23 protein-coding genes are annotated in these 23194 nt (G+C 57.5%); 10 read left to right on the top strand and 13 right to left on the bottom strand.

Annotated features, from left to right (window positions below; all coding sequences use genetic code 11):
- Positions 1-65 precede the first annotated feature (65 nt).
- The 3 genes from FE840_RS15035 to FE840_RS15025 all read right to left on the bottom strand — a co-directional run bounded on the left by FE840_RS15035 (position 66) and on the right by FE840_RS15025 (position 2583).
- On the bottom strand, positions 66-896 hold the full coding sequence (locus FE840_RS15035; RefSeq protein WP_138286303.1) for an ABC transporter permease: 831 nt from the start codon (positions 894-896) through the stop codon (positions 66-68).
- Positions 893-1696, bottom strand: a complete 804-nt coding sequence (locus tag FE840_RS15030; protein ID WP_138286302.1) for an ABC transporter permease — start codon at positions 1694-1696, stop codon at positions 893-895. The genes FE840_RS15035 and FE840_RS15030 overlap by 4 nt, the downstream gene beginning before the upstream one ends.
- Positions 1697-1809: 113 nt before the next feature.
- On the bottom strand, positions 1810-2583 hold the full coding sequence (locus FE840_RS15025) for a lysine/arginine/ornithine ABC transporter substrate-binding protein (protein ID WP_138286301.1): 774 nt from the start codon (positions 2581-2583) through the stop codon (positions 1810-1812).
- 393 nt (positions 2584-2976) lie between these two features.
- On the opposite strand from FE840_RS15025, the gene FE840_RS15020 reads away from it, so the two are divergent.
- Entirely contained in the window at positions 2977-5274 is a 2298-nt protein-coding gene (locus FE840_RS15020; RefSeq protein ID WP_425502136.1) for an OmpA family protein, read from the top strand.
- Positions 5275-5344: 70 nt separating this feature from the next.
- On the opposite strand, the gene mobB is transcribed toward FE840_RS15020, so the two are convergent.
- The 5 genes from mobB to moaA all read right to left on the bottom strand — a co-directional run bounded on the left by mobB (position 5345) and on the right by moaA (position 9930).
- On the bottom strand, positions 5345-5902 hold the full coding sequence (mobB, locus tag FE840_RS15015; RefSeq protein ID WP_138286299.1) for a molybdopterin-guanine dinucleotide biosynthesis protein B: 558 nt from the start codon (positions 5900-5902) through the stop codon (positions 5345-5347).
- Positions 5856-6491, bottom strand: coding sequence for a molybdenum cofactor guanylyltransferase MobA (gene mobA, locus FE840_RS15010; protein ID WP_138286298.1), 636 nt, complete (start codon positions 6489-6491; stop codon positions 5856-5858). The genes mobB and mobA overlap by 47 nt, the downstream gene beginning before the upstream one ends.
- Positions 6488-7711: a multidrug effflux MFS transporter gene (locus FE840_RS15005; protein WP_138286297.1), complete on the bottom strand. Its 1224-nt coding sequence runs from the start codon at positions 7709-7711 to the stop codon at positions 6488-6490. The genes mobA and FE840_RS15005 overlap by 4 nt, the downstream gene beginning before the upstream one ends.
- 35 nt (positions 7712-7746) lie before the next feature.
- Positions 7747-8652: a DMT family transporter gene (locus FE840_RS15000; RefSeq protein WP_171033665.1), complete on the bottom strand. Its 906-nt coding sequence runs from the start codon at positions 8650-8652 to the stop codon at positions 7747-7749.
- 288 nt (positions 8653-8940) lie between these two features.
- Complete coding sequence (gene moaA / locus FE840_RS14995) at positions 8941-9930, bottom strand: GTP 3',8-cyclase MoaA (RefSeq protein WP_217622145.1); 990 nt, start codon at positions 9928-9930, stop codon at positions 8941-8943.
- Between the two features lie 197 nt (positions 9931-10127).
- On the opposite strand from moaA, the gene FE840_RS14990 reads away from it, so the two are divergent.
- Entirely contained in the window at positions 10128-10490 is a 363-nt protein-coding gene (locus FE840_RS14990; RefSeq protein ID WP_138286295.1) for a gamma-butyrobetaine hydroxylase family protein, read from the top strand.
- Between the two features lie 9 nt (positions 10491-10499).
- On the opposite strand, the gene FE840_RS14985 is transcribed toward FE840_RS14990, so the two are convergent.
- Positions 10500-10976: a MarR family winged helix-turn-helix transcriptional regulator gene (locus tag FE840_RS14985; RefSeq protein WP_138286294.1), complete on the bottom strand. Its 477-nt coding sequence runs from the start codon at positions 10974-10976 to the stop codon at positions 10500-10502.
- Between the two features lie 173 nt (positions 10977-11149).
- Here FE840_RS14985 and FE840_RS14980 point away from each other — a divergent pair, with 173 nt between their 5' ends.
- Both FE840_RS14980 and FE840_RS14975 read left to right on the top strand, forming a co-directional pair.
- Entirely contained in the window at positions 11150-11953 is an 804-nt protein-coding gene (locus FE840_RS14980; RefSeq protein WP_246318787.1) for an alpha/beta hydrolase, read from the top strand.
- A gap of 50 nt (positions 11954-12003) precedes the next feature.
- Entirely contained in the window at positions 12004-12612 is a 609-nt protein-coding gene (locus FE840_RS14975) for a pyridoxamine 5'-phosphate oxidase family protein (RefSeq protein ID WP_138286292.1), read from the top strand.
- A gap of 21 nt (positions 12613-12633) precedes the next feature.
- On the opposite strand, the gene FE840_RS14970 is transcribed toward FE840_RS14975, so the two are convergent.
- The 3 genes from FE840_RS14970 to fumC form a co-directional block, all read right to left on the bottom strand.
- Positions 12634-13701: a GGDEF domain-containing protein gene (locus FE840_RS14970; protein ID WP_138286291.1), complete on the bottom strand. Its 1068-nt coding sequence runs from the start codon at positions 13699-13701 to the stop codon at positions 12634-12636.
- A 206-nt stretch (positions 13702-13907) separates the two neighbouring features.
- Positions 13908-15515, bottom strand: coding sequence for a fumarate hydratase (locus FE840_RS14965; protein WP_138286290.1), 1608 nt, complete (start codon positions 15513-15515; stop codon positions 13908-13910).
- Between the two features lie 140 nt (positions 15516-15655).
- Positions 15656-17044 (bottom strand): class II fumarate hydratase, encoded by a 1389-nt coding sequence (gene fumC / locus FE840_RS14960; protein ID WP_138286289.1) that lies wholly within the window; start codon positions 17042-17044, stop codon positions 15656-15658.
- A gap of 159 nt (positions 17045-17203) precedes the next feature.
- Here fumC and FE840_RS14955 point away from each other — a divergent pair, with 159 nt between their 5' ends.
- From FE840_RS14955 to FE840_RS14940, 4 genes are all read left to right on the top strand, one after another.
- Positions 17204-17536 carry an ArsR/SmtB family transcription factor gene (locus FE840_RS14955; protein ID WP_138286288.1) on the top strand — a complete coding sequence of 111 codons (333 nt, stop codon included), beginning with the start codon at positions 17204-17206 and terminating at the stop codon, positions 17534-17536.
- Between the two features lie 16 nt (positions 17537-17552).
- Positions 17553-18059 carry an arsenate reductase ArsC gene (locus tag FE840_RS14950; RefSeq protein WP_138286287.1) on the top strand — a complete coding sequence of 169 codons (507 nt, stop codon included), beginning with the start codon at positions 17553-17555 and terminating at the stop codon, positions 18057-18059.
- A gap of 16 nt (positions 18060-18075) precedes the next feature.
- On the top strand, positions 18076-18747 hold the full coding sequence (locus FE840_RS14945; protein ID WP_138286286.1) for an MIP/aquaporin family protein: 672 nt from the start codon (positions 18076-18078) through the stop codon (positions 18745-18747).
- A 310-nt stretch (positions 18748-19057) separates the two neighbouring features.
- Positions 19058-20902 (top strand): L,D-transpeptidase family protein, encoded by a 1845-nt coding sequence (locus FE840_RS14940; protein WP_425502135.1) that lies wholly within the window; start codon positions 19058-19060, stop codon positions 20900-20902.
- Between the two features lie 177 nt (positions 20903-21079).
- Here the strand turns inward: FE840_RS14940 and FE840_RS14935 are convergent, their stop codons facing one another.
- On the bottom strand, positions 21080-21760 hold the full coding sequence (locus tag FE840_RS14935) for an HAD family hydrolase (RefSeq protein ID WP_138286284.1): 681 nt from the start codon (positions 21758-21760) through the stop codon (positions 21080-21082).
- A gap of 150 nt (positions 21761-21910) precedes the next feature.
- Between FE840_RS14935 and rpiA the strand changes: the two genes are divergently transcribed.
- Together rpiA and FE840_RS14925 are read left to right on the top strand one after the other, a co-directional pair.
- The gene (rpiA, locus tag FE840_RS14930) at positions 21911-22612 is read left to right on the top strand and encodes a ribose-5-phosphate isomerase RpiA (protein WP_138286283.1); all 702 of its coding nucleotides are present in this window, start codon (positions 21911-21913) and stop codon (positions 22610-22612) included.
- 17 nt (positions 22613-22629) lie between these two features.
- Positions 22630-23166: a DUF2059 domain-containing protein gene (locus FE840_RS14925; protein ID WP_138286282.1), complete on the top strand. Its 537-nt coding sequence runs from the start codon at positions 22630-22632 to the stop codon at positions 23164-23166.
- Positions 23167-23194 lie beyond the last annotated feature (28 nt).

The raw sequence follows: 23194 nt of genomic DNA, 5'->3' as shown, positions 1-23194 counted from the left end.
TAAAAAAAGTGTTTTATATCATAGGTTTGGCAGCCGTCATGGTTGACTGCTGCCAAGCGTTTCTCTTACCGCTTGAGGTGGCGTGTCAGCCTTGCTTCCAGTGCCGCCCAGGTGTGGCGAAGTGCCTCGACCATGCTCAGATAGAAGATGGCGGCCCAGAGATAGGTCTGGAAATCGAAGGTGCGCGAGAAGGCGTAGCGGGTCTGACCCATCAGGTCGAGGATAGTTACGACTGCGACGACAGCAGATCCCTTGATCATGAGAATGATTTCATTGCCATAGGGGCGAAGCGCGACGATCAGAGCCTGTGGCAGGATGATCTTCCAGAAGGTCACTGATGCCGGAAGACCAAGCGATTGTGCGCCTTCGGTCTGGCCCCGTGGCACGCTCTGGATGGCGCCTCTCAGGATTTCCGCCTGGTAGGCGGCTGTGTTCAGCGTCATGGCGAGGAGGGCGCAATACCAGGCCTCGCGGAAGAACCACCAGAGGCCCAGGCTTTGCAGTTCCGGTCGGAAGGAGCCGAGGCCATAATAGATCAGAAAGATCTGCAGCAGCATTGGCGTACTGCGGAACAGATAGACATAGCTATAGGAAATCGCGTTGAGCACCTTGTTCTTTGACATGCGGGCGAAGGTCACCGGAATCGATAGCAAGGCGCCAAGGGCAACAGATGTAAAGGTGAGGGTAAGCGTTGTCGCAAGGCCATCAAGGTAGCGGGGGCCATAGCGGGTCACCTTGTCCATATCCCAGCCCGAGATGACTGACCAGAGCAGTGCCAGGCCAAGCATGGCCCAGATGGCGAGGAGTCCGTAGCCAATGATCTGCTGGCCAAGCGGACGTTGGCTCTTGGACGGAGGGGCCGGACGGGCGGCAATGAGTTCCACGGCGTGGGTCATCGTGACGCCTCCGAACGGTTCGCCCAGCGGGAAATGGCGCTAAGCCCAATCGAGGAGAGGGTGGCCAGCACCAGATAGATGAGACAGGCAAGGCCATAAAACAGGAAGGCTTCCTTGGTAACGCGGGCGGCCACGCCAGTCTGCCGCAATATGTCAGTCAGGCCGATCACCGATACCAATGCTGTATCCTTGAGCAACACGAGCCAGAGATTGCTCAGGCCCGGCAGCGCGATCCGGATCAGTTGCGGCAGAACGATCAGCACCATGGTCTTTGCCCGTGAAAGACCGACCGCACTGCCCGCCTCATATTGCCCCCGGGGAATAGCTCGGAAGGCCGACAACAGGACTTCGGAGGCATAGGAGGAAAAGACAACGGAGAGCGCCAGCATGCCGGCAAAGAAAGCGCTGATTTCGACACGCGTCTCGCCGCCCAACGATGTGACCAAGGTCTGGATGATGATTTGAAAACCGTAATAGACGATGAAGAGCGTCAGCAGTTCAGGTAGTCCGCGAAAGATCGTGGTGTAGATGCCCGTTGCAATCTTGAGGCTCCTTTCTTCTGACTGCATGGCGAGTGCAATGATGAAGCCGAGCAGGAGGCCAACCGGCAGGGTGGCAAGGGCAAGCGAAACGGTGACCCTGACGCCTAGGGCAATCTCATCGCCCCATCCTGTGTCTCCACAGGCAACCAGGCCATCACTGGCGAAAAGTGAAAACAGGCCAATGGGTCCACAGAAAGGATCCAATACATGCTGTATCCAAGCCCAGAACGTAACTGGACCAGTCGCCAAGTCTTCCATTTAGGTTTCCCCGTTGCGGTTTGCCCGCATTGTCTCGTTGTTCATGCGCAAAATGCAAAAATGGCGGAAGTGCGCGCCTCCGCCATTTTTTTCAGATTGTCACGCCTGGGGGCTTATTCGCCATAGACGTCGAAGTCGAAGTATTTCGCGTTGATTTCGGCATATTTGCCGTTAGCGCGAATGGCTTCGATGGCTGCGCTGAAGCGGTCGGCGAGTTCGGTTTCGCCCTTGCGAACCGCAATCCCAGCACCTTCACCGTTGATCTCAACATCCACTTCAAGCGGAGTAAGGATCTTGCAGCAAGAGCCGGCGTCTGTTGCCAGCCATTCCGACAGAACGACGATATCGTCAACGACAGCGTCAACGCGACCGCCTTCGAGGTCGAGCTTGTATTCGTCTGCTGTCGGGTAAAGCTTCAGCTCGGAATCAGCCATATGCTTTTCGGCATAGTTGGCATGGGTTGTCGAAGACTGCGCGCCGACGCTCTTGCCCTTGAGGTCTTCAAGGCTTGCGATCGGCGAGTCCTTCGGAACGGCAACGGCCGGTGGGGTGTTGTAGTACTTCTTGGAGAAGTCGACCTTTTCCAGACGCTCTGGCGTGATCGACATCGAGGCGATGATGGCGTCGAACTTCTTGGCCTGAAGGGCGGGGATGATGCCATCCCAGTCCTGCGTCACGAATTCGCAAGTGACCTTCATTTCTTCGCAAAGCGCATTGGCAATGTCGATATCGAAGCCGACCAGCGTGCCGTCTGCTTCAAGGTTGTTGAAGGGCGGGTAGGCACCTTCCGTGCCGATGATGATTTTCTCTTGTGCCATGGCACTGCCGGCAAAAAGCGACAGGGCAGCAATCGACGCGGCGGCGAGAAAGCGGTTTGGAGTACGCATAAGATCCTCTCAGTTGAAGGAAGCCTTTGTTTTTATCTGAGGCTTTCCATGGTCGTGACGGTCTTGCCATCACTTGGCCATGATATTCCTACTGTTTTCGACGGGAAATCAACCGCAAAGACGCAAACGCCTCCAAATGCTTCGATTTTCACATTCAAAAACGTGTCAGTGTGGCCAGTTTTGGCTGTGGAAAAGTCGCCGACGTGAAACCTATTTGTTCAGCACGGGTTAATGCAGCGGCCCCTAGGCTTTGTCCATCTGGTCTGACTTCAGTGAGATCAAACCCTGCGTGCGGCGTTGCCGGAAATGGCCAAGTCGTGCGCCTTCAGGAAGGAAACATTCATGCCCGTCAAGTCCAAGTTGATGGCGACAGTGGCGTTGCCGGTTCTGTCCATGGCTATGGCAGCAACGCCATTGTCGGCCTCTCCGCTTCGGCCATTTGCAGTCCACAGCCATGTGCAGCAGCCGGCTGATGCATCGCTGCTTCATTTCGCTCAATCCGTTACCTGTGCTGATGGGACCGAGGCAGCGGATCAGGCCACCTGCGACGCCATAGAAGCCGAACGCAGAGCCCAGGCAGAGGCGGAGGCTCAAGCGGCTGCTGAGGCCGAGGCCCAACGTTTGGCCGAAGAGGAGGCGCGTCGCGCCGCACAGGCGCAGGCCCAGGCAGAGGCGGAAGCTCAGGCTCAAGCCGAAGCAGAGGCGAGGGCCGCTGCGGAGGCCGAGGCGCAGAGGCAAGCTGAAGAAGAGGCACGCAGGCTGGCTGAAGAAGAAGCTCGCCGTCAGGCTGAAGCACAAGCCCAGGCCGAAGCGGAGGCCCAGGCGGCAGCCGAAGCCGAAGCAGAAGCTCAGCGCGCGGCGGAAGAACAGGCAAGGCAGGCGGCGGAAGAAGAAGCGCAAAGAGCTGCCGAGGCGGAAGCTCAACGTCTCGCTGAAGAAGAAGCACGGCAGGCGGCAGAGGCCGAGGCACAAGCACAGGCTCAGGCTCAGGCCGAAGCCGAAGCTCAGCGTCTGGCGGAAGAGGAGGCGCAGCGCGCAGCGACCGCCGCAGCCGCAGCCGCAGAGCAGATTCCGACCGAGCCGGTCACCTGCGCCGACGGCTCGCAGGCCGCCTCCGCAGAAGAGTGCGCCGTTGTCGAGCCTGTTCCGGTGCCTGAAACAGCACCAGAGCAGCCAGTCGACACACCCGTTGATGTACCGCCTGCCGTTGATGAAGCACCAGCTGAAGAGCTTCCCGTTGAACAACCCGCTGAACAGTCCGGCACACAGGAGCCGGCAGTTGTCCCGCAACACAGCGCCGAGCAGCCAGTCACGACGGACGCTCCTTTGTCGGAAGGCGAGCAGGTTCTCGTTCCGGCTGTCGAGCCGCCAGTGGATGCCCCGGTCGTTGTCATTGAAGATACGATGACGGAAGAGCAGAAGGAGGCGGTTGCGGAAGATCCGTCCCAGACGGCTGAAACGGTCTTGTTGCCTGTCGAAGACGGTGCCGCCGTGCTTGATAGCGATAAGGACGCCGATAATGTCGGTGGTGCCGAAGCGCGTGCAGCGCGCACGGAACTGCGCCAGCTGGAGGATGTGGCGCCGCCACCGGAGACCGATGCAGAGGCGCAGGCGGATTTGCAGGTGGACACCCAGACGCTTCAGGTTCTTGCAGCGGAAACCGGAACGCAGCTTGACGCGGCACCTGCCTTCGATGTGCCCAATACCGTTGTTTATGAAACCACGAACAACATCACGAACAACAATGTGACCAATAATGTCACGAACAATGTCACCAATAACGTGACCAACAATACCGTTGTTCAGAACAACATCGTCAATCAGGTGACGGAGGTTCGCGTTGTCGAGCGGGTCGACAATCGGACAATTATAAATGTTGGCGAGAAGATCGTCGTGCGTCGGGATGATCGCGAACGTCTGCGCTACGAGGCGGAGGACACATTCTACGAGCAACTGTCTCGTGGACGTGTTCGTGAAACCATCGTTCGCTTCGATGGCTCAAGATTGGTGACGATCTACAATCGCTTTGGCGATATTATCCAGCGTTCACGTATCACCCGTGACGGTCGTGAGTTTGTTCTCATCTATGCTCCGGAGGCTGACAGTCAGCGACCGCAACTTTATGTCGATGTCGGGAGCCGGTTGCCGCCCATGCGCCTGACCATTCCGGTGCGTGATTATGTGGTCACGACATCGCGTGCGCCTGACCGCGACTACTACGATTTCCTGGCAAAGCCGCCAGTCGAACGCGTTGAACGTGTCTATACGATTGACGAAGTGAAATCCTCGGCCCGTCTGCGTGACAAGGTTCGTCGCATCGATCTTGACACGATTACCTTCCCGTCCGGATCGGCGGAGGTGCCGCTCGAACAGGCGCGGACGCTTCGTCGGGTGGCCGAAGCCATGGAGCAGCTGCTTGAAAAGGATCCGGGTGAGACCTTCCTCATCGAGGGGCATACCGATGCGGTCGGGTCGGACAGATCCAATCTGCTTCTTTCCGATCGCCGGGCGGAAACTGTTGCCAATCTGCTCACGGACGTCTACGGGATCCCGCCTGAAAACCTGCAGGTGCAGGGCTATGGCGAGCGTTTCCTGAAGATCCGTACCGAGGCGGCGGAACAGCAGAATCGCCGGGTGGCAATCCGTCGCGTGACTTCGCTCGTTCGCCCGGAGGTCGTGGCCACGCGCTGATCTCGCGTTTCCATTGAGAGTGAGAAGCCGTCGGGGATACCCGGCGGCTTTTTCGGGTCATGACACTTCTTCAGGTTCGAGAAAGTCCAGTCACCGTCATGATGAAATCAGCAATCGCCTGAGTGTCGTCGAGGTCAAAGATTGGCAAGTCTGCATCGTCGACGGGATGATCTGAGGCTATCGCCAGGATAAGGGGATCATTCGGTGCGAGAGGGGTCGTTGTTCTTGCCTCTCGTCGACGGGTTTCAATTTTCGCTATCGGCTCCCGTTTATAGCCTTCGACCAGGACAAGATCAGAGGGGCCCATACGGCTTAGGATATGTTCCAGTGACGGTTCATCTTCACTACGAAGCTCATGCATGATGGCGTAGCGGGTTCCAGAAACGAGGGCGACTTCCTGGGCTCCGGCCTCCCGATGGCGGAAGCTGTCACTACCCGTCTTGTCGATATCGAAATCATGATGTGCGTGTTTGACAGTCGAAATTGCAAAGCCGCGCTGTGTGAGCTCAGAGACAAGTCTTGTAGTGAGGTCGGTCTTGCCGGAGTTTTTCCAGCCGGCTATGCCGAAAACTCGGGGTTTCTCAGCGGATAGAGGCGCTTTCGGCTCTTTTGATACAGTGCTCGGCAATGGCGAGATCTTCCGGTCTGTTTATGTTGAAGAACGGATCAATGGTTTCTGAACCAATCCTGATTTGCTCGAACGGCACGGCGACATGCCGATGACGATGGATGTAGTCCTGCACACGCCTGTTGTCCGGCTTGTCCAGCCAGCGATCAAGATCCGTGGCGAGCGATAAGGGCCAAAGTGAAGCCAATGGGTGGCTCCTTCCACATGATGTCGCAATCACCACCGTTTCGGGCGACGCATGCTCCAGCAGGCACTTCGCAAGGTCTTGTGGCAGGAACGGAGTATCCGCGGGCGAGACCAGGAGATGGGTAGTGCTGTCATCCATTTCTTGCAGATGCAGCAAGCCGCTCAGAATGCCGGCAAGTGGACCCAGATGCCCCGGCCTGGTATCGACACAATGGATCAGTTCCGCCGCTGCAGGGTGCGGCCCCGGTGCGCTGATGATAAGAATGTCCAGCTGTGGTGACAGCCGCTCAATCACATGGCGGATCAGCGGCTTGCCGGCGAGCTCGACCTGCGTCTTGTCCTGTCCCATCCGTCTTGAGAGACCGCCTGCAAGAATCAATGCCGTCGAGAGCTTTGCCGTCATGCCTTGCTGTGATGCTCCGGTTGCTGGCTGTCGCCGAGATTAGCCAGCCAGAGTGTCGCGAGGAGAGCTCCGACGCAACAGGCAAACATGACGATGAGGAGAGGCATTGGGCCGCTTTCGACCGAGAGTATGGCCGATGCGAGCCAGGAGAGGATTGCACCGCCACCCATCATGATCGCACCACCGAGACCGGAAGCAGAGCCGGCAAGCTCCGGCCTGACGCTGACCATTCCGGCATTGGTGCTGGGCAGGGCAAGCCCGTTGCCAAAGCCGAGAATGACCTGGGGCATGAAGAACGCCATCGGGCTGGTTGCGCCAAGCCAGAACAGGGGGATGGGAATGAAGGTGCCCATCAATGCAATCATGGCACCGATCAACATCATCTTGGCAATTCCGGCCCGCCGCGAATATCGGCCCGAGAGGTAATTGCCGACAATATAGCCGCCGGCGATGAACATGAACTGCAAGCCCAATGTACTGGGTGACATTTGCATGATTGTGCCGCCGACAAATGGCGCTCCTCCCAGAAACGCAAAGAAAGCGCCCGTGGTAAAGGTGCCGGCAATTGTGTAGCCCCAGAAATGTGACGACATCAGGAGCCCCGGCCAGGCACGGAACTGGGCAGAGAAGCTGCTGCTTTTGCTTTTGTTTGTCTCGCCGAGATCAGACAGGACAAGGGTGAGGATGACAGCGCCAATGACAAACAGCGCGAGGAAATTTGCACGCCAGCCGAAATGGTCGCTCAGTACACCGCCCAGAGTTGGGCCAACCATGGGGATCACTGTCATACCCATGGTGACATAGCCGATCATTGAGGCGGCCTGATCCATCGGCACCATGTCCCGAACAATGGCACGGGATAGCACCAGCCCTGCTACGACAGCGGTCTGCAACAGTCGGCCAGCGACCAAAACATAGAAGTTAGTGGAGACCGCACAGATCAGGGAGGCCGCCAGCAGGATTAACAGACATCCGATCATGGTGGGGCGTCTTCCAAAACGATCCGATAGCGGTCCGATCAGGAGCTGGACGAGGGCGGTCGCGGCTATGTATCCGGATAGAAGGATCTGGATTGAAGCGTAATCCACGCGGAAATCGACAGCCATTCCGGGGAGAGCCGGCAGAAATATGTTCATGGTCAATGCAGACAGGCCGGCAATTGCGACGAGGGTCACAATGTGCGGTGCGGTGGTCCTGTCGAGAAATCTGGTGCTTGGCAAATTCTCTGCTTTCGTAGTGATCTCGGTGTGCGGCCTCAAGAAGGCGACACCGGCAGTGACTGGCTGGCACTTTCCGACTTTCGCTTGTTTTCCCGATAGAATGTGTAGAGGCCAGAGCCGATGACGATGCTGGTGCCGACAGCCATCCAGATATCCGGCAGTTCGCCGAAGAAGATCATGCCCAGCGCGACAGCCCATACGAGGCTTGTGTAGCGGAACGGCGCGATGAAGGAGATTTCGCCCGTGCGCATCGCCATGATGATCATCTGGTAGCCGACAAATAGAAAGGCGGCCGCCAGGAAAAGAGTTCCCATCGATGCCCAGGTGAGGGGATGCCAGCCTCCCATCGGCACAATCAGGAGTGCACCCGCAAGCGAAATGGATGCTGCGGTGAGCAAGGTAACCGATATCGACGGGATGGCCGGGTCTATGCGCTTGGTAACCAGATCGCGCGAAGCTGCCGTCAGGACACTGAAGACCACATAGATGGAGGCCAAGGTAAAACCTTCTGGTCCCGGTCTGATGATGATCATGACGCCGAGGAAGCCGACTACTATAGCCGTCCAGCGGCGCCAGCCGACGGGTTCTCGCAAGAAGATCGCAGCGCCAAGCGTCACAGCGAGTGGCAATGCCTGAAGGATTGCCGAGGCGTTGGCGAGAGGTATCTGGCCAAGCGCGCTCAAATACGTGATGGCCGCGAGCGTTTCAAAAAAAATGCGCAGCAGCACGTAAGGCTGTATCAGCCGTCTGAGATTAGCCAGGCCCCCGATGTGTCTTGCCACCAGATAGACAAGCAGTGTCGTCATGGCGCCGCGGACGAACATCACCTGACCGGCATTCATGTAGGCAAGGGCGGACTTCGTCAGCGCGTCATTGATCGTAAAGCCTGCCATGGAGCATGCCATAAAGACTGCACCACGGGCATTGCTGGAAAGTGCCATCGGGGAGTTTCCTCGGGAGTAGTTTTTCTGTTTAGCGGATGGCCGTCCGTTAGAAAACCCGCGCGTACAAATGTGTCCATGAACTTTGTGAATGAGTTCAAGGGCAGTGTGAAGGCATATACTTTTGGGTTCTGTCGCTTCAGGGACTACGGGTCGAATGAGGCAGACAATCAGTCAAGGCATGCGCTTGGCGATCGAGGGTATCCTGCCTGACATTCCACAACGCTGCCGGCCCCGTATCTGGTTCGATGTCTACCGGGCAAAGCTGCGCGGCGGCGATACCTGTGTTCAGCCGCCGGTTACGCTCATATGACGTGCGACGGCAGGCTTCTTGTGGTCGCGATCAATAATGAAGTCGTGGCCCTTTGGTTTGCGACCGATCGCCTCGTCGATTGCCGCTGACAGATATCCATCATCATCCGATGCCCTCAGCGCCGTTCTCAGATCGGCAGCATCGTCTTGCCCGAGGCACATGTAGAGCGTGCCGGTACAAGTCAGGCGGACACGATTGCAGCTTTCGCAGAAATTATGGGTGAGGGGGGTGATGAAACCGAGCTTGCCGCCTGTCTCTTCGACACGAACGTAGCGAGCCGGTCCGCCCGTCGACAGCGGCAGATCTGTCAACTGATATCTTTCTTCCAGGCGTCGGCGCACATGCGACAGAGGCAAATACTGGTCAGTCCTATCCTCGTCGGTTTCGCCCATAGGCATGGTCTCGATCAGGGTGAGATCCATGCCTTCCTTATGGGCAAATTCCAGCATGGCAGGAATCTCGTCCTCATTGAAATCCTTGAGCGCCACGGCATTCAACTTGACCTTGAGCCCCGCCTTCTGGCCCGCACGAATCCCTTCCATCACCCGGTCAAATTCGCCCCAGCGGGTGATTGCCTTGAACTTGTCTGGATCGAGTGTGTCGAGCGAAACATTGATACGGCGGACGCCGCAATCGGCGAGCTCATCGGCGAACCGCGTGAGCTGCGAACCATTGGTCGTCAGTGTCAGTTCGTCAAGACCGCCACCATTGAGATGGCGTGACAGGCTGCGAACAAGGTGCATGATGTTCTTGCGGACGAGCGGCTCGCCTCCGGTCAGGCGCAGCTTCCGCACACCCTTCTGAATGAAGGCCGAACAGAGCCGATCCAGTTCCTCAAGTGTCAAGAGGTCCTTCTTCGGCAGGAAGGTCATGTTTTCCGCCATGCAATAGGTGCAGCGGAAATCGCATCGGTCGGTTACTGATACGCGCAGATAGGTCACATGGCGACCGAAAGGGTCGATCATGGGTGCCGCGTTGCCCGACAGGGGTGTCGATGCTTTCCATTTGGATGGAGACTGGTCCAAGGCTTCCTCCGCTTCTTGCCTGTAATGTGGGCAGAAGCCGGCTTTGCGTCAAGCAAGGCTTGATCGGTGCCGAAAATAACTTGCATGCTTGTCCCAGGCTGCCTAACTCTCCGCATCTCATCACGGGAGAAGATTGCATGACCGGGTCGTGGCCCACAGAGCTAAAGGTGTCCAAGGACAGACGGTGTTTGGGCGTCACATTTGATGATGGTTTTTCCGCCAACCTGTCCGCTGAAATGCTGCGGGTCCTTTCTCCCTCGGCGGAGGTGCAAGGCCACGGCCCCGGGCAGAAAGTGACGGTGCCCGGCAAGAGGCATGTGGCCATCATATCCATGACGCCGACCGGTAACTACGCCGTCAGGATAGGTTTCGATGACGGTCACGACACCGGTATCTTCACCTGGGCTTATCTTCGCGAACTCGGGGAAAGCGGGTCGGAGAAATTCGCAGACTATGAGGCCGAACTCGCGGCCAAGGGGCTCAGCCGCAATCCGCGTTGATGCCTTCCATCAGTCTTGCGGGTCCCCATGGGTTTCGGTTGCAAGGATCCGCTGGATGATTTGCTCCATCTGGATGGCAATGCCTTCGCAGTCATCCAGTGGCGTCTCCGACAGGTATCGCTCGATCACGTCGGTCTGAACAGCCATTGCGTCTTCGCTTAATGATTTGCCGGCAGCTGTCAGAAAGAGCCGCAGGATGCGCTTGTCCTTCGGGTCGGGCCGGCGTTCCAGAAGTCCTCGCTTTTCCAGCTGTGGCAGGAGCATACTCATGTTCGAGCGCCCGACGAGCAGTTTTCTGGCGAGTTCCTGCTGCGATATGCCTTCAAAACGGTACAAATTGACGAGAATGTCGAGATGGGGCGGCTTGATGTCGAGAGGCGCGAGTGCTCGGCCCAGTGCTTGCTGCATCAGTTGGCAGGCTCTCGCGACACCGATCCAGCTCCTGAATCGCGGATGATCCCAAGGAAAAGCTTGCGTTTTGTTCATCGTTGTACTTTATTGTTCATCATTGAACATATTTCGGGGCCTCGCTCATGTCATCTTTTGCCTTGCGACTCATTCGGTTTGCCTTTTCGAGCCTTGAACGTATTTCGCCCGAGATTGCGGGTCAGGCTGCCTTTCATGTCTTTTGTTTTACGCCATCTCGCAAACCAAAAGGCATGAAAGCCCGTGATGTATTTCGTCGTGGCCGAACCCGCTTACAGGCAGCGGATTGCGCTAGGCTTGCCACGAAAAGCGGTAAGGTCACAAGTTATCGTCTACCGGTGCTTGGTACAAATCTACCGTCACCCAAGGTTCTGGTTGTTCACGGCTGGGGCTCGCGTTCGGAGTATCTGGTGGATCTGGCATGTGGGTTACAGGAGCGGGGCGCCGAAGTCGTCATGCTCGACCTTCCGGGCCATGGTGCCTCCAGTGGCCGTGTCCTCGAACTGCGTAAGGCTGCCGAAGCGATCGGCGTGGCGGAAGCCCATCATGGACCCTTCACGGCTGTTGTCGGGCACTCTTTTGGCGGTGCTGCGGTGACGATGGCGGCGGGTGGAATATTCGGCGGCATACCGCAATTGAAAACTCGGCGCCTCGTTGTCATCGGTTCACCTTCGAACATGAGCGAGGTGTTCAATGGTTTTGCCAGGGCTGTTGGCCTCGGTCCCGCCTCGGTGCACGCCATGAACAAGCGAGTTCTTCGGCTGGCTGGAATTCCGGTCGAGGCACTGGACAGTGTGGCTGTCAGCCGGCGGATTGATCCCGAGCTGCTGGTCGTTCATGCCGAGGACGACAAGGAGGTGCCCGTCGCACATGCAGAACGTTTCATTGGTCTGTCGCCGAAAGTGCAGCATGTCTGGGCGAACGGTCATGGCCATCGTCGTATCGTCAGTGCGCCTGAGGTTATCTCAGCGATCGCTGACTTCGTTGGCCTGTCTCAGGAAATGGACTTGCCTGCTGCCAAGGTTCATCGGCTGTGATAGCTGTTTCCTGACGCTACGCTGTTTGCAGCGGTCGGGAGGGAGTTTTCATGCAGGTGATCAGTTCTGTCGAGGAGTTGCAGGTCCTTTATGGCGCTGCCAGTGAGGCCTCTCTCAAGAAGGTGACATCTGTTCTGACGGATGCCTATCGCGTGATGATTGAGCATTCCCCCTTCGTGGCTTTGGCCACGGTTGGGCCGGAAGGGCTCGATTGTTCGCCGCGCGGCGACCGCAGTTGCGTTGTCAGGATCCTTGATGACAAGACACTTGCGTTGCCGGATTGGCGTGGCAACAACCGGATCGATTCTCTTCTCAATATTGTGCGTGATCCGCGCGTCGCCCTAATGTTTCTGATCCCTGGTTCCAGTTCAGTCATGCGCGTGAATGGCAATGCCGTGCTGACGGCAGATCCGGACGTGCTGGCCAGCTTCGACATTGATGGCAAGCATCCGCGTACTGTGACCGTCATCGAGATTCGGGAAGTCTATTTTCAATGTGCGCGGGCGGTCATGCGGGCGGGCCTCTGGGATGCCGAGGCCCAGATAGATCCGGCCAGACTCCCGTCGCCCGGAACTATGTTGAAGGCCGCGCAGGCAGACTTTGATGCCGAGAGCTATGATCGGGAATGGCCGGGACGTGCCACGCAGTCGATGTGGTGAAAACTGGCTCGTGGCCGAAGTTCAGCGCCGATAGATCAGCCAGCTCTTGGTGAAGTCCTTCTTCATTCCGTCTTCGTAGAGCTTTGTACGGTTGCGACCGCTGTTCTTTGCGCAATAAAGCGCAATGTCCGCCTTGGCGTAAAGCTCACCTGCATCCTCGGCATCGCCTGCCATGCAAAAGCCAAGCGAAATCGTAATAGGCCCGTAGTTCACGCCGGTCTTGGAATTCTTGAAGGGCGTTGTTTCCAGTGCAACGCGGACGCGTTCGCAGATCTGCTGGACTTCATCGGAGGTGTTGCCGTCAATGATAATGGCGAACTCCTCGCCACCCGTGCGGGCGACGAAGCAGTCTTTGCGCACATTCGCCTTGATGACATTGGCAACGGTCGCGAGGATCTTGTCGCCGACCGGGTGCCCATAGGCATCGTTGATTTTCTTGAAGTTGTCGATATCCGCGAGAACAAGTGCTGTTAGAGGTTTTGAGACACCGTCAAAGATGGTGGCAAGACGCTCGTCAAAGGCGCGGCGGTTCGCGATGCGGGTGAGGGAATCGGTATTCGCTATGCGCTTGTACTCGTCCAGTTCACGGCGAACCTGGTCCATTTCCTGCGACTTTTGCGAGAATTGCTCGACCGTCTGTTCGCCATGCGCCATCGTCTCACCGGTAGCCTTGGACAGGATGGCGATCGCGTTGCGCAAAATGTCTGCGCTGGTTGAGTTCTTCGATGTGATCCGGGTATGGGTTTCAGCGAGAAGCTTATTGTAACTCTCAAGCGAGGTCTGTTCCTGCTTCAACAGGCGCAAAAGAGCCTCAAGCTCTGTCAGAATCTTGCTATGGGCTGAGTCCACCACACGGTTTTGGTGGCTTCCGAAATGAACTTCGCCAAGCTGATCAAGTTCTTCCTGCGTTGCCCTGCTGCCCAATGCGGCAAGCTCGCGCGTCAGTGTCGGATTTGAGCCTATATAGGCTTCATAGAAGAGCTCGTAATTTCTCGGTATCGGCGCAACGCCCATGGTGCGCATTGCAAATGTTATTTGCGCGGCAACATCTGGCACCTGAGCCTTTGGCGAATTCGTTGCCGTATTCATCGGCCAACTCCGAACGTAAGTGGTGGTAGGAGCAACTCCTCTTTATGTTGTATCCTTAAAATCTTTGGAAAAGTTTAATCGGCAGCACCTCACTTGTGTGGGGTGAGAAATCAGGGCGAAAATTTAGATTCTGTAATTGATTGAAATATCCTGATATTTCGGCTCACGACTGGGTGCCGTGAGCCAAGGCCTCTCAATTTTTCCGATCAGCCAAGATTGAATTCCTGGAAAAAGTCGTTCCCCTTGTCGTCCGTGACGATGAATGCCGGGAAATCTTCGACTTCGATTTTCCAGACGGCTTCCATGCCAAGTTCGGGATATTCCAGAACTTCGACCTTCTTGATGCAATCCTGCGCCAGACGAGCTGCCGGGCCTCCGATCGAGCCGAGATAGAAGCCACCATGGGTCTTGCAGGCCTCGCGGACGGCGCGGGAGCGGTTGCCCTTGGCAAGCATTACCATGGAACCGCCGAAGGACTGGAACTGGTCAACGTAACTGTCCATGCGACCGGCGGTCGTCGGTCCGAAGGAGCCCGAGGCATAGCCGGTCGGGGTCTTGGCGGGGCCGGCATAATAAACCGGGTGGTTCTTCATGTATTCCGGCATGCCTTCGCCCTTTTCCAGGCGATCGCGGATCTTTGAGTGGGCGAGATCGCGGGCAACGATGATCGTGCCGGTCAGCGACAGGCGGGTCTTGACCGGATGTTTGGTGAGTTCGGCGAGAATCGCGCTCATCGGCTGGTTGAGATCGATCTTGACGACCGAGGACGATAGCGCACTCTCATCAATGTCCGGCATGTACTTCGACGGATCGGTTTCCAGCTGCTCGATATAGATGCCATCCTTCGTGATCTTGCCCTTGGCCTGGCGGTCGGCGGAACAGCTGACACCCAGCCCGATCGGCAGCGAGGCGCCATGGCGGGGCAGGCGGATGACCCGCACGTCATGACAGAAATACTTGCCGCCGAACTGGGCACCGACACCCATCGACTGGGTGAGCTTGTGGATTTCCTTTTCCATCTCCAGATCGCGGAAGGCGTGGCCGGACTCGGAGCCCTCGGTCGGCAGATCGTCGAGATAGCGGGCCGAGGCGAGCTTGACGGTTTTCAGCGTCATCTCGGCTGAAAGGCCGCCGATGACGATCGCCAGATGATAGGGGGGACAGGCTGCCGTACCCAAGGTGAGGATCTTCTCCTTAAGGAAGTCGATCATCCGGTCATGGGTCAAAAGCGAGGGTGTACCCTGATAGAGGAAGGTCTTGTTGGCCGAGCCACCACCCTTGGCCATGAAGAGGAACTTGTAGGCGTCCTCGCCCTCTTCATAGAGGTCGATCTGGGCCGGCAGGTTGGTCTTGGTGTTCTTTTCCTCGAACATCTTGATCGGGGCGAGCTGCGAATAGCGGAGATTGCGGCGCTCATAGGCGTCGCGTACGCCTTCGGCCAGCGCGTCGTAATCGTGGCCGTCCGTCCAGACCCGGCGGCCCTTCTTGCCCATGACGATCGCAGTACCGGTGTCCTGGCACATCGGCAGGATGCCACCGGCGGCGATGTTGGCGTTCTTCAGGAGGTCAAAGGCGACGAAGCGGTCGTTGTCGGTTGCCTCGGGGTCTTCGAGAATGGATGCGAGCTGTTTCAGGTGGCCGGGGCGCAGCAAGTGGTTGATGTCGGAAAGCGCGGTCTCCGCGAGAAGGCGCAAACCTTCCGGCTCCACTGTCAGAATTTCCTGACCTTTGAAGGTCTCGACTGAAACGTAGTCCGAGCTGATCTTGCGGTAGGGGGTCTGGTCTTCACCCAGGGGAAAGAGATCGTCTGCCATCGCGGGCCCTTTGCTGCAGGAAACAAGATGGCGATGGTTTAAGAGGCGCTGGTTAATATTGCAATCATTCTAAAGACGCGAAGCGAAAGGCGGGCCAAATGCCCGCCAATCCGGGAGTGGTATGTGTCCCTCATCAGTCCTTATTGAGGACCGATCATCAGTTCCGGGCGCACATATTGATCGAATTCCTCATTGGTGAGGTAACCGCCGCCGACAGCTTCCTCGCGCAAGGTGGTGCCGTTCTTGTGGGCGGTCTTGGCAATCTTGGCGCAGGTGTCGTAGCCCAGTTTGCCATTCAGCGCTGTTACCAGCATCAGCGAGTTCTCGACGCCCTTTCGAATATTGTCTTCGCGGGCTTCAATGCCGACGACGCAATTGTCGGTGAACGATACGGCGGCATCGCCGAGCAACTGCACCGACTGCAGGAAATTGTAAGCCATCATCGGATTGTAGACGTTAAGCTCGAAATGCCCCTGGCTGCCGGCAAAAGTGATGGCAGCATGGTTGCCGAAGATATGGGCGCAGACCTGAGTGAGGGCCTCCGACTGCGTCGGGTTGACCTTGCCCGGCATGATCGACGAGCCGGGTTCGTTTTCCGGCAGTGCCAGTTCACCGAGACCGGCGCGTGGACCGGAGCCCAAGAAGCGGATGTCGTTGGCGATCTTGAACAGGGCTGCGGCGGCGGCGTTGATTGCACCATGGGCAAAGACCATGGCGTCATGGGCAGCGAGCGCCTCGAACTTGTTCGGAGCGGTCACGAAGGGCAGGCCGGTGATCTTGGCAATCTCTTCCGCGACCTTCTCGGCAAAGCCGACTGGCGCATTGAGGCCGGTTCCGACGGCGGTGCCGCCTTGGGCAAGTTCGTAAAGGCCGGGCAGCGTTAGCTCGATCCGCTTGATAGACGAGGCGACCTGGGCAGCGTAACCACCGAATTCCTGGCCGAGCGTCAGCGGCGTTGCGTCCTGCGTATGCGTTCGACCTATCTTGATGATGTGGGCAAAGGCCTTTGCCTTGGCGTCAAGGGCGGCATGCAGGTGCTTCAGCGCTGGCAGGAGATGATGGACGATGTGCTCTGCCGCAGCGATATGCATGGCCGTCGGATAGGTGTCGTTGGACGACTGGCTCATATTGACGTGGTCGTTTGGATGGGCGGGCTTCTTCGAGCCCATCTCGCCGCCCAGCATTTCGATCGCTCGGTTTGAGATTACCTCATTTGCGTTCATGTTGGACTGTGTACCGGAGCCGGTCTGCCAGACGACCAGCGGAAAGTGATCGTTCAACTTGCCGTCGATCACTTCCTGGGCTGCGGCAACGATCGCTTCGCCAAGATTCGTGTCGAGCTTTCCAAGTGCCATATTGGCGTGTGCGGCAGCCTGCTTGACGATGCCCAGGGCGCGGACCACGGGAAGAGGCTGCTTCTCCCAGCCGATCTTGAAGTTACCAAGCGAACGCTCGGCCTGTGCGCCCCAGTAGCGGTCTGAAGCGACGGCTATGGGGCCGAAGGTGTCGGTTTCGGTGCGGGTGCTCATGAGTCTCTCCCTTTCGAATTGAAGAGGTGGCCTTGCTTCTCCATGATGTAAGTCAGTCAGGGCTCGGTACAATGCAAGCTAAAAACCTGAATATCATTGTCAATATATCGACATCCTCTTGCCTCTTGAAAACTTCCAAAATTCATGATTTCTGGAAATATGGATACGAAAACTGCATTGGCATCACTAAACGCGCTTGCGCATGACGGTCGGCTGACCATCTTCCGGCTGCTGGTCCGCCATGCTCCGGACGGCCTCTACGCGGGGGAAATCGCTGAACGGCTGGATATGAAGACCAACACGCTATCGGCAAACTTGACGGTACTGGCCGGTGCGGGGCTTGTCGAAAATGCTCGTGAAGGCCGCAATATTCGATACCGCGCGAATGTCGTGCAGATGCGCGATCTGCTGTCATTCCTGTTCCAGGATTGTTGCGGGGGCTCGCCCGAGGCGTGTCGACCTCTTCTTGAGACGCTTGTGTGTGACTGCTGATGGATTGGGGATCTCCATGACGGACCAAGCCTATAACGTACTTTTCCTGTGCACCGGCAATTCGGCCCGATCGATCCTGGCAGAAGCGTGTCTAGGCAGGCTGGGGCAGGGGCGTTTCAACGCTTACTCTGCGGGTTCACAGCCCAAGGGTGCCGTTCATCCGCTCGCGATAGACGTGCTTACGAGGCAAAACTTCGATGTCAGCGGGCTTCGCTCGAAGAGCTGGGATGAATTTGCCGTCTCCGGGGCGCCAAAGATGGATTTCGTGTTCACGGTCTGTGATTCTGCGGCAGCCGAAGCGTGTCCGGTGTGGCCGGGTCAGCCGATGACTGCCCATTGGGGGCTGCCAGACCCTGCGGCGGCCGAGGGTACGGAAAGCGAAAAAGCGCTGGCCTTTGCCGACACGTTTCGCATGCTCAATCACCGTATTTCCATCTTTGTCAGCCTGCCGATCGCAAGCCTTGACAAGTTGGCCTTGCAGAAACGCCTGAGCGACATCGGTCAGGCCTCAGATGGACACTGAGGCGGGGCGACAGATCATGACCAATTCCAGACGGCTGATGGCCGAATTCCTTGGCACGGCCTTTCTTCTGGCAACGGTCGTCGGATCGGGCATCATGGCCGAGGCACTGGCTGGCGGGAACGTCGCCATCGCCCTGCTGGGCAATACAATACCGACTGGCGCAATTCTGGTTGTCCTGATTACGATGTTCGGACCTATCTCGGGTGCGCACTTCAATCCTGCGGTCACCATCGTGATGCTGTTGCTTCGGGAAATGGATCGGAAATCTGCCGGCCTCTACATCCTGATGCAGGTCGCCGGAGGGCTGGTCGGCGTCTGGTTGGCGCATCTCATGTTCGATCTGGCCACCTGGCAGATGTCCTTGAAACTGCGCAGCGGTCTTGGGCAATGGGTCGCCGAGGGTGTTGCAACTTTCGGTCTTCTGGTCACTATCTTGCTGACCCGCCGCTATCGCCCTGAAGGCATTGCCGTATCGGTTGGTCTCTACATCACGGCGGCCTATTGGTTCACTGCGTCGACTTCCTTTGCCAACCCTGCGGTCACGCTGGCGCGGGCATTTTCTGATAGTTTTGCGGGGATACGTCTTCAGGACGTTCCCGTATTTGTTGTGATGCAGATCCTGGGCGCCATCATGGCGCTGGTTGTGGTGCGCTGGTTCTTGAATCCGGAACCCAAGCAGCCCGGCTAAAGTGATGAGGCGCGTGGCCATTATGGCACGGTGCGGGGGCAAATCGGTCCACGTTATTTCTTAAACGTCGGGACACACGGACAGGCAAATGTCACATTGCTGATGAAAAAGCTAATGCAACCAAAGGCATGACCGCATGTGTGTTCTCGTCACTGCCTGAAGTTTGACGCATATGTGATGATCTGGCCGCCGATTCACAACTCTCTGATTGCTTTTCATTGTTTTGCCTTAAGTTTACCCTAGTCGCGAGATCGGGACCTTTGTTGCCGGGTCGGGGCCTGGCGGCAACTTAGATGGAATGAGTGTTACGATGAAAAACTATACGACGATCGCGGCGACGACACTTGTTGCCGCGATGACTGGCCTTGTGGCTGCACCCTCGGTGGCTCATGCAGTGACGCTGCTGGATCTTTTGCGGGGTGGTCCTGCCAATCAAAGTCGTAGTCCCGCAGCTTCGCTGGAGCGTGAAGCGCAGGGTGGCCTGGAAATGGGAGATCCCGAGCCTTTGCCGCGGGTGACCGGGCCGCGCTACTACACGTACAAGCCTGAAGCCATGCGCAGGATCCAGATAACGCTTCGCAGTCCCGAGGCTGCTTCCGCTGTTGCAGCCGAAAACGGGGCCGATTCCCGTCGTTTCCTTGCTGAAGCCAAAGTGAGCGCCCTGCCGGGCGTTGCCGAGGCCGTTGAGGCCTATTACGGCAATCCGGCGAAACCATTTATCTGGATCACAGCGACAGGGCCGAGTGACAAGGCGCGACAGATGCTGGACGCTCTCGCACAAGCCGACACCGTCGGCCTGTCTCCCGAGGACTATGTCGTTGCGCTTCCGTCTGGCGACACTGCGTCGGATGGAGATCAGTTCCAACGTGAGTTGGTAGGCTTCGAGGTGGCTCTCTCAGCCGCCGTGCTGACCTATGTCGCCGACACCGAACGCGGACGGATCGATCCCAACAAGATCTCCGGTTACTACGATTTCAAGCGGAAGACCGTAAATCTCAGCCCGGTTCTCGATATGCTGAGGCTCAGCCCCGATGTGGCGGCCTACCTGCGCAATCGTGACCCGGACAATATTCAGTTTGTGACCCTGCGCAACGAGCTGGCCCGATTGAGGGCGGAAGATGCCGCCGATGCTGGCAGAGTGGAGATCAAAGGCCGCTTGATGCTAAAGCCCGGGCAGTCGAGTGCCGAGCTTCCGAATGTGATGGCTGCACTGAAGGCGGCTGCGTCCGACGCGTTGAAGGCCGAGCATGGGCTTGTTCTCGATGCCTATGACGGTTCGACGCAGTATACGAACGAACTGGCAGAGGTGATCAAGGACTTCCAGGAGGAGCAAGACCTCAAGCCGGATGGTGTGGTCGGTCCGGCAACCGTCAGGGCGCTCACCGGACACAGCAACGAAGAAAAGATCAAGAAGCTTGTTGTTGCCCTGGAGCAGTTGCGCTGGCTGCCGGCCGATCTGGGCGACCGTTATGTCTTCATCAATCAGCCGGCCTATCAGGCCTATTACTTTGAAGGTGGTCGTGAGCAGCTGTCGATGCGTGTGGTCGTCGGTTCGAAGGCAAATCAGACCTACTTCTTCCAGGACCAGATCCAGACGGTTGAATTCAATCCCTACTGGGGGGTTCCGAAATCGATTATCGTCAATGAAATGCTGCCGAAGCTGCGCCAAGACCCAGGCTATCTGGATCGCCTCGGTTACGAGGTGAGCTACGGTGGCAAGCGTGTTGCGTCCAGCGAAGTTAACTGGAATACGACGCATGCCGTCAATGTCCGGCAGCCGCCGGGAAGCGACAATGCGCTTGGGGAACTCAAGATCCTGTTTCCGAATGACCATGCGATCTACATGCATGACACGCCGTCCAAGAGCTATTTTAATCGTGACATGCGTGCGCTCAGCCACGGTTGCGTCAGACTTTCAGAGCCCCGTGTGATGGCGGCCGCTGTCATGGGAACGACAGTCGAGGATATTGGTCGACAGATCGCGTCAGGCCAAAATCGTGCGGTCCAGGTCCCTCAGAAGATCCCCGTCTATGTCTCTTACTTCACCGCATGGCCAAACAAAGACGGCATCGTGGAATATTTCGATGATGTCTATGAGCGCGACAGCTACACGGCCAAGGCATTTGCGGCGACAGGCGAGGCGCGCGGCACCTGAACCCCGGTTCCGGGCCGTGATCTTGCCGCACTGGGCCGCCAGGCGGGTATAATTCACCCGCTTGAGCGTCAGCTTCGCGGTCATTGACCGCGCTTGCATCGTACCTTGGTGAGCCGGTCGACTGGTTCCGTTTGCTGGCCGTGTTGGCCATAGAAATGCGATATTTGCTGCGCGGCGCTAGCGGGCGAGGGATACAAGTTCGTTGATCAGTTCTGCTGTCAACTGGTCGAAATGGGTGATTATCCGGGTCGGCGACAGGGTTTCCACCGGAACATCGGAATAGCCGAAAGGCACCGCGATCGACGGCAGGTTGGCGTTCTTTGCCGCCATGATGTCGTTTATGCTGTCACCAATCATGATGGCGTTGGATGGGTCGCCGCCGGCGAGGCTAATGGTCTTTACAAGATGCGCCGGATCCGGTTTGCGAACAGCAAAGCTGTCGCCACCCGTCAGCGCCGCGAAGTGGTGTGTCAGATCGAGTGACGTCAGCAGTTCGCGTGCCAGAGATTCCATTTTGTTGGTGCAGACGGCGAGGATGAAACCCTCCAGCTTGAGGCGTTCCAATGCATCCAGGAGACCGGGATAGGGTTTGCTTTCCCCAGGCATGGCGCTCTGATAATGCTCGATGAACCGCATAAGCAACATGGGGACCTGATCTTCAGACAGTGTGCGATCGCGCAGATCGAATGCCCGGCGGATCATCATGCGTGCGCCCTGGCCCACCAGATGGGTCAGATCGGCGAAGGTCACAGGCTCCAAGTCACAGGCTGCAATCGTGTAATTCAGGCTGGCCACGAGATCCGGCGCCGTATCAATCAGCGTTCCATCCAGATCGAAAACAATCGTCGTGGCAGTCATGGCGGCTCCAATTCGGCTGGATGATGGATACCGGCGAGTTAGTGGAATAGAGGTTAAGATGCAACGGCTGCCGTTGCGGCAAAGGGGCTTTCGTTTGTCTTTCCGGGCGTGTAAACACCTGTCAGCGAAACGGACGGGAGCTTTCGGCGCATGGACGCCCGCGAAATGAAGATCAAGGCCGCTGCGGCGGCACTGGAGCATGTGGAAGACGGCATGCGACTGGGAATAGGCACTGGTTCTACGGCCGAGGAATTTGTTCGGCTGCTGGCTGAGCGTGTTGCTGCTGGTCTTAACGTCGTCGGTGTGCCGACATCTGAAAGGACGGCGCGTCTTTGCGTCGAACTGGGCGTGCCGCTCAAGTCACTCGATGAACTGCCGGACCTTGATCTGACCATTGATGGTGCTGACGAAGTCGATGGCAATCTAAGGCTGATCAAGGGAGGTGGTGGTGCACTGCTGCGGGAAAAGATCGTCGCAGCGGCCTCTGCCCGCATGATCGTCATTGCTGATGAGACCAAGGTCGTCGAGACGCTTGGACGTTTTCCGCTGCCGATCGAGATCAATTCCTTTGGGCAGGTCGCAACGCAACGCGCTGTTGAAAAGCTTGCCTCGACGCTTGGGCTGACTGGAGATCTCGTGCTGCGGGTGCGCGCAGATGAGAGCCTTTTCATGACGGATGGCGGGCACCTTATTCTGGATGCATCATTTGGCCGTATTCCTGATGCAGACGCTTTGGCAAGCCAACTGAACGCCATTCCGGGCGTCGTTGAACACGGACTTTTCATCAACTTGGCATCCCTCGCAATCATCGCCGGTCCGGCGGGCGCGCGCGTGATGGAGCCGAAGAAATAACAGGAGCTTCGACTTTCATGATCAGCTTTACCAGATTGAGCCGCATGGCATCCGTGGCCTTTGTGGCTGGCAGCGTGCTTTTCGGTGCAGCATCCGCGCAGGCTCAGGAGGTTTCGGCAGAACATCTGCAGGCTTCGCGTTCTGCGATCGCTGCGCTGGGTGTGACTGACCGTTTCGACGCAATCCTCCCGTCCATCATGGATCAGTTGACGGTCCAGTTGATCCAGGCCTACCCAAATCTTGAGGACAAGATTTCCGATACGGTGAACGAGCAGGCTCTGAAACTGGCAGCACGGCGTGCCGACCTCGAGAATGAAGCAGCCCTTGTCTATGCACGGGCGTTCACCGCGGAAGAACTTCAGGCCATCACCGCATTTTATTCCAGTGAGGCGGGCAAGAAGCTCCTGAAGGATGGTCCGATTGCGACGCGCGAACTGCTGAAGGCCGCGGATATATGGACGGCCGGAATTGCTCGTGATCTTGAGCAGCAGTCCAATGAGGCGCTATTGTCTCAGGTGCAGCCGGAGGCGGCAGCGGGTGGCACACAGCCCTGATTGCTTCCCAGTCTCAGAGTTTTTGGAG

This window comes from Peteryoungia desertarenae, assembly GCF_005860795.2.
GTDB classification, from domain to species: domain Bacteria; phylum Pseudomonadota; class Alphaproteobacteria; order Rhizobiales; family Rhizobiaceae; genus Allorhizobium; species Allorhizobium desertarenae.
Note: the sequence above shows the minus strand (reverse complement) of the source record. Positions and strands in the feature narration are given on the sequence as shown.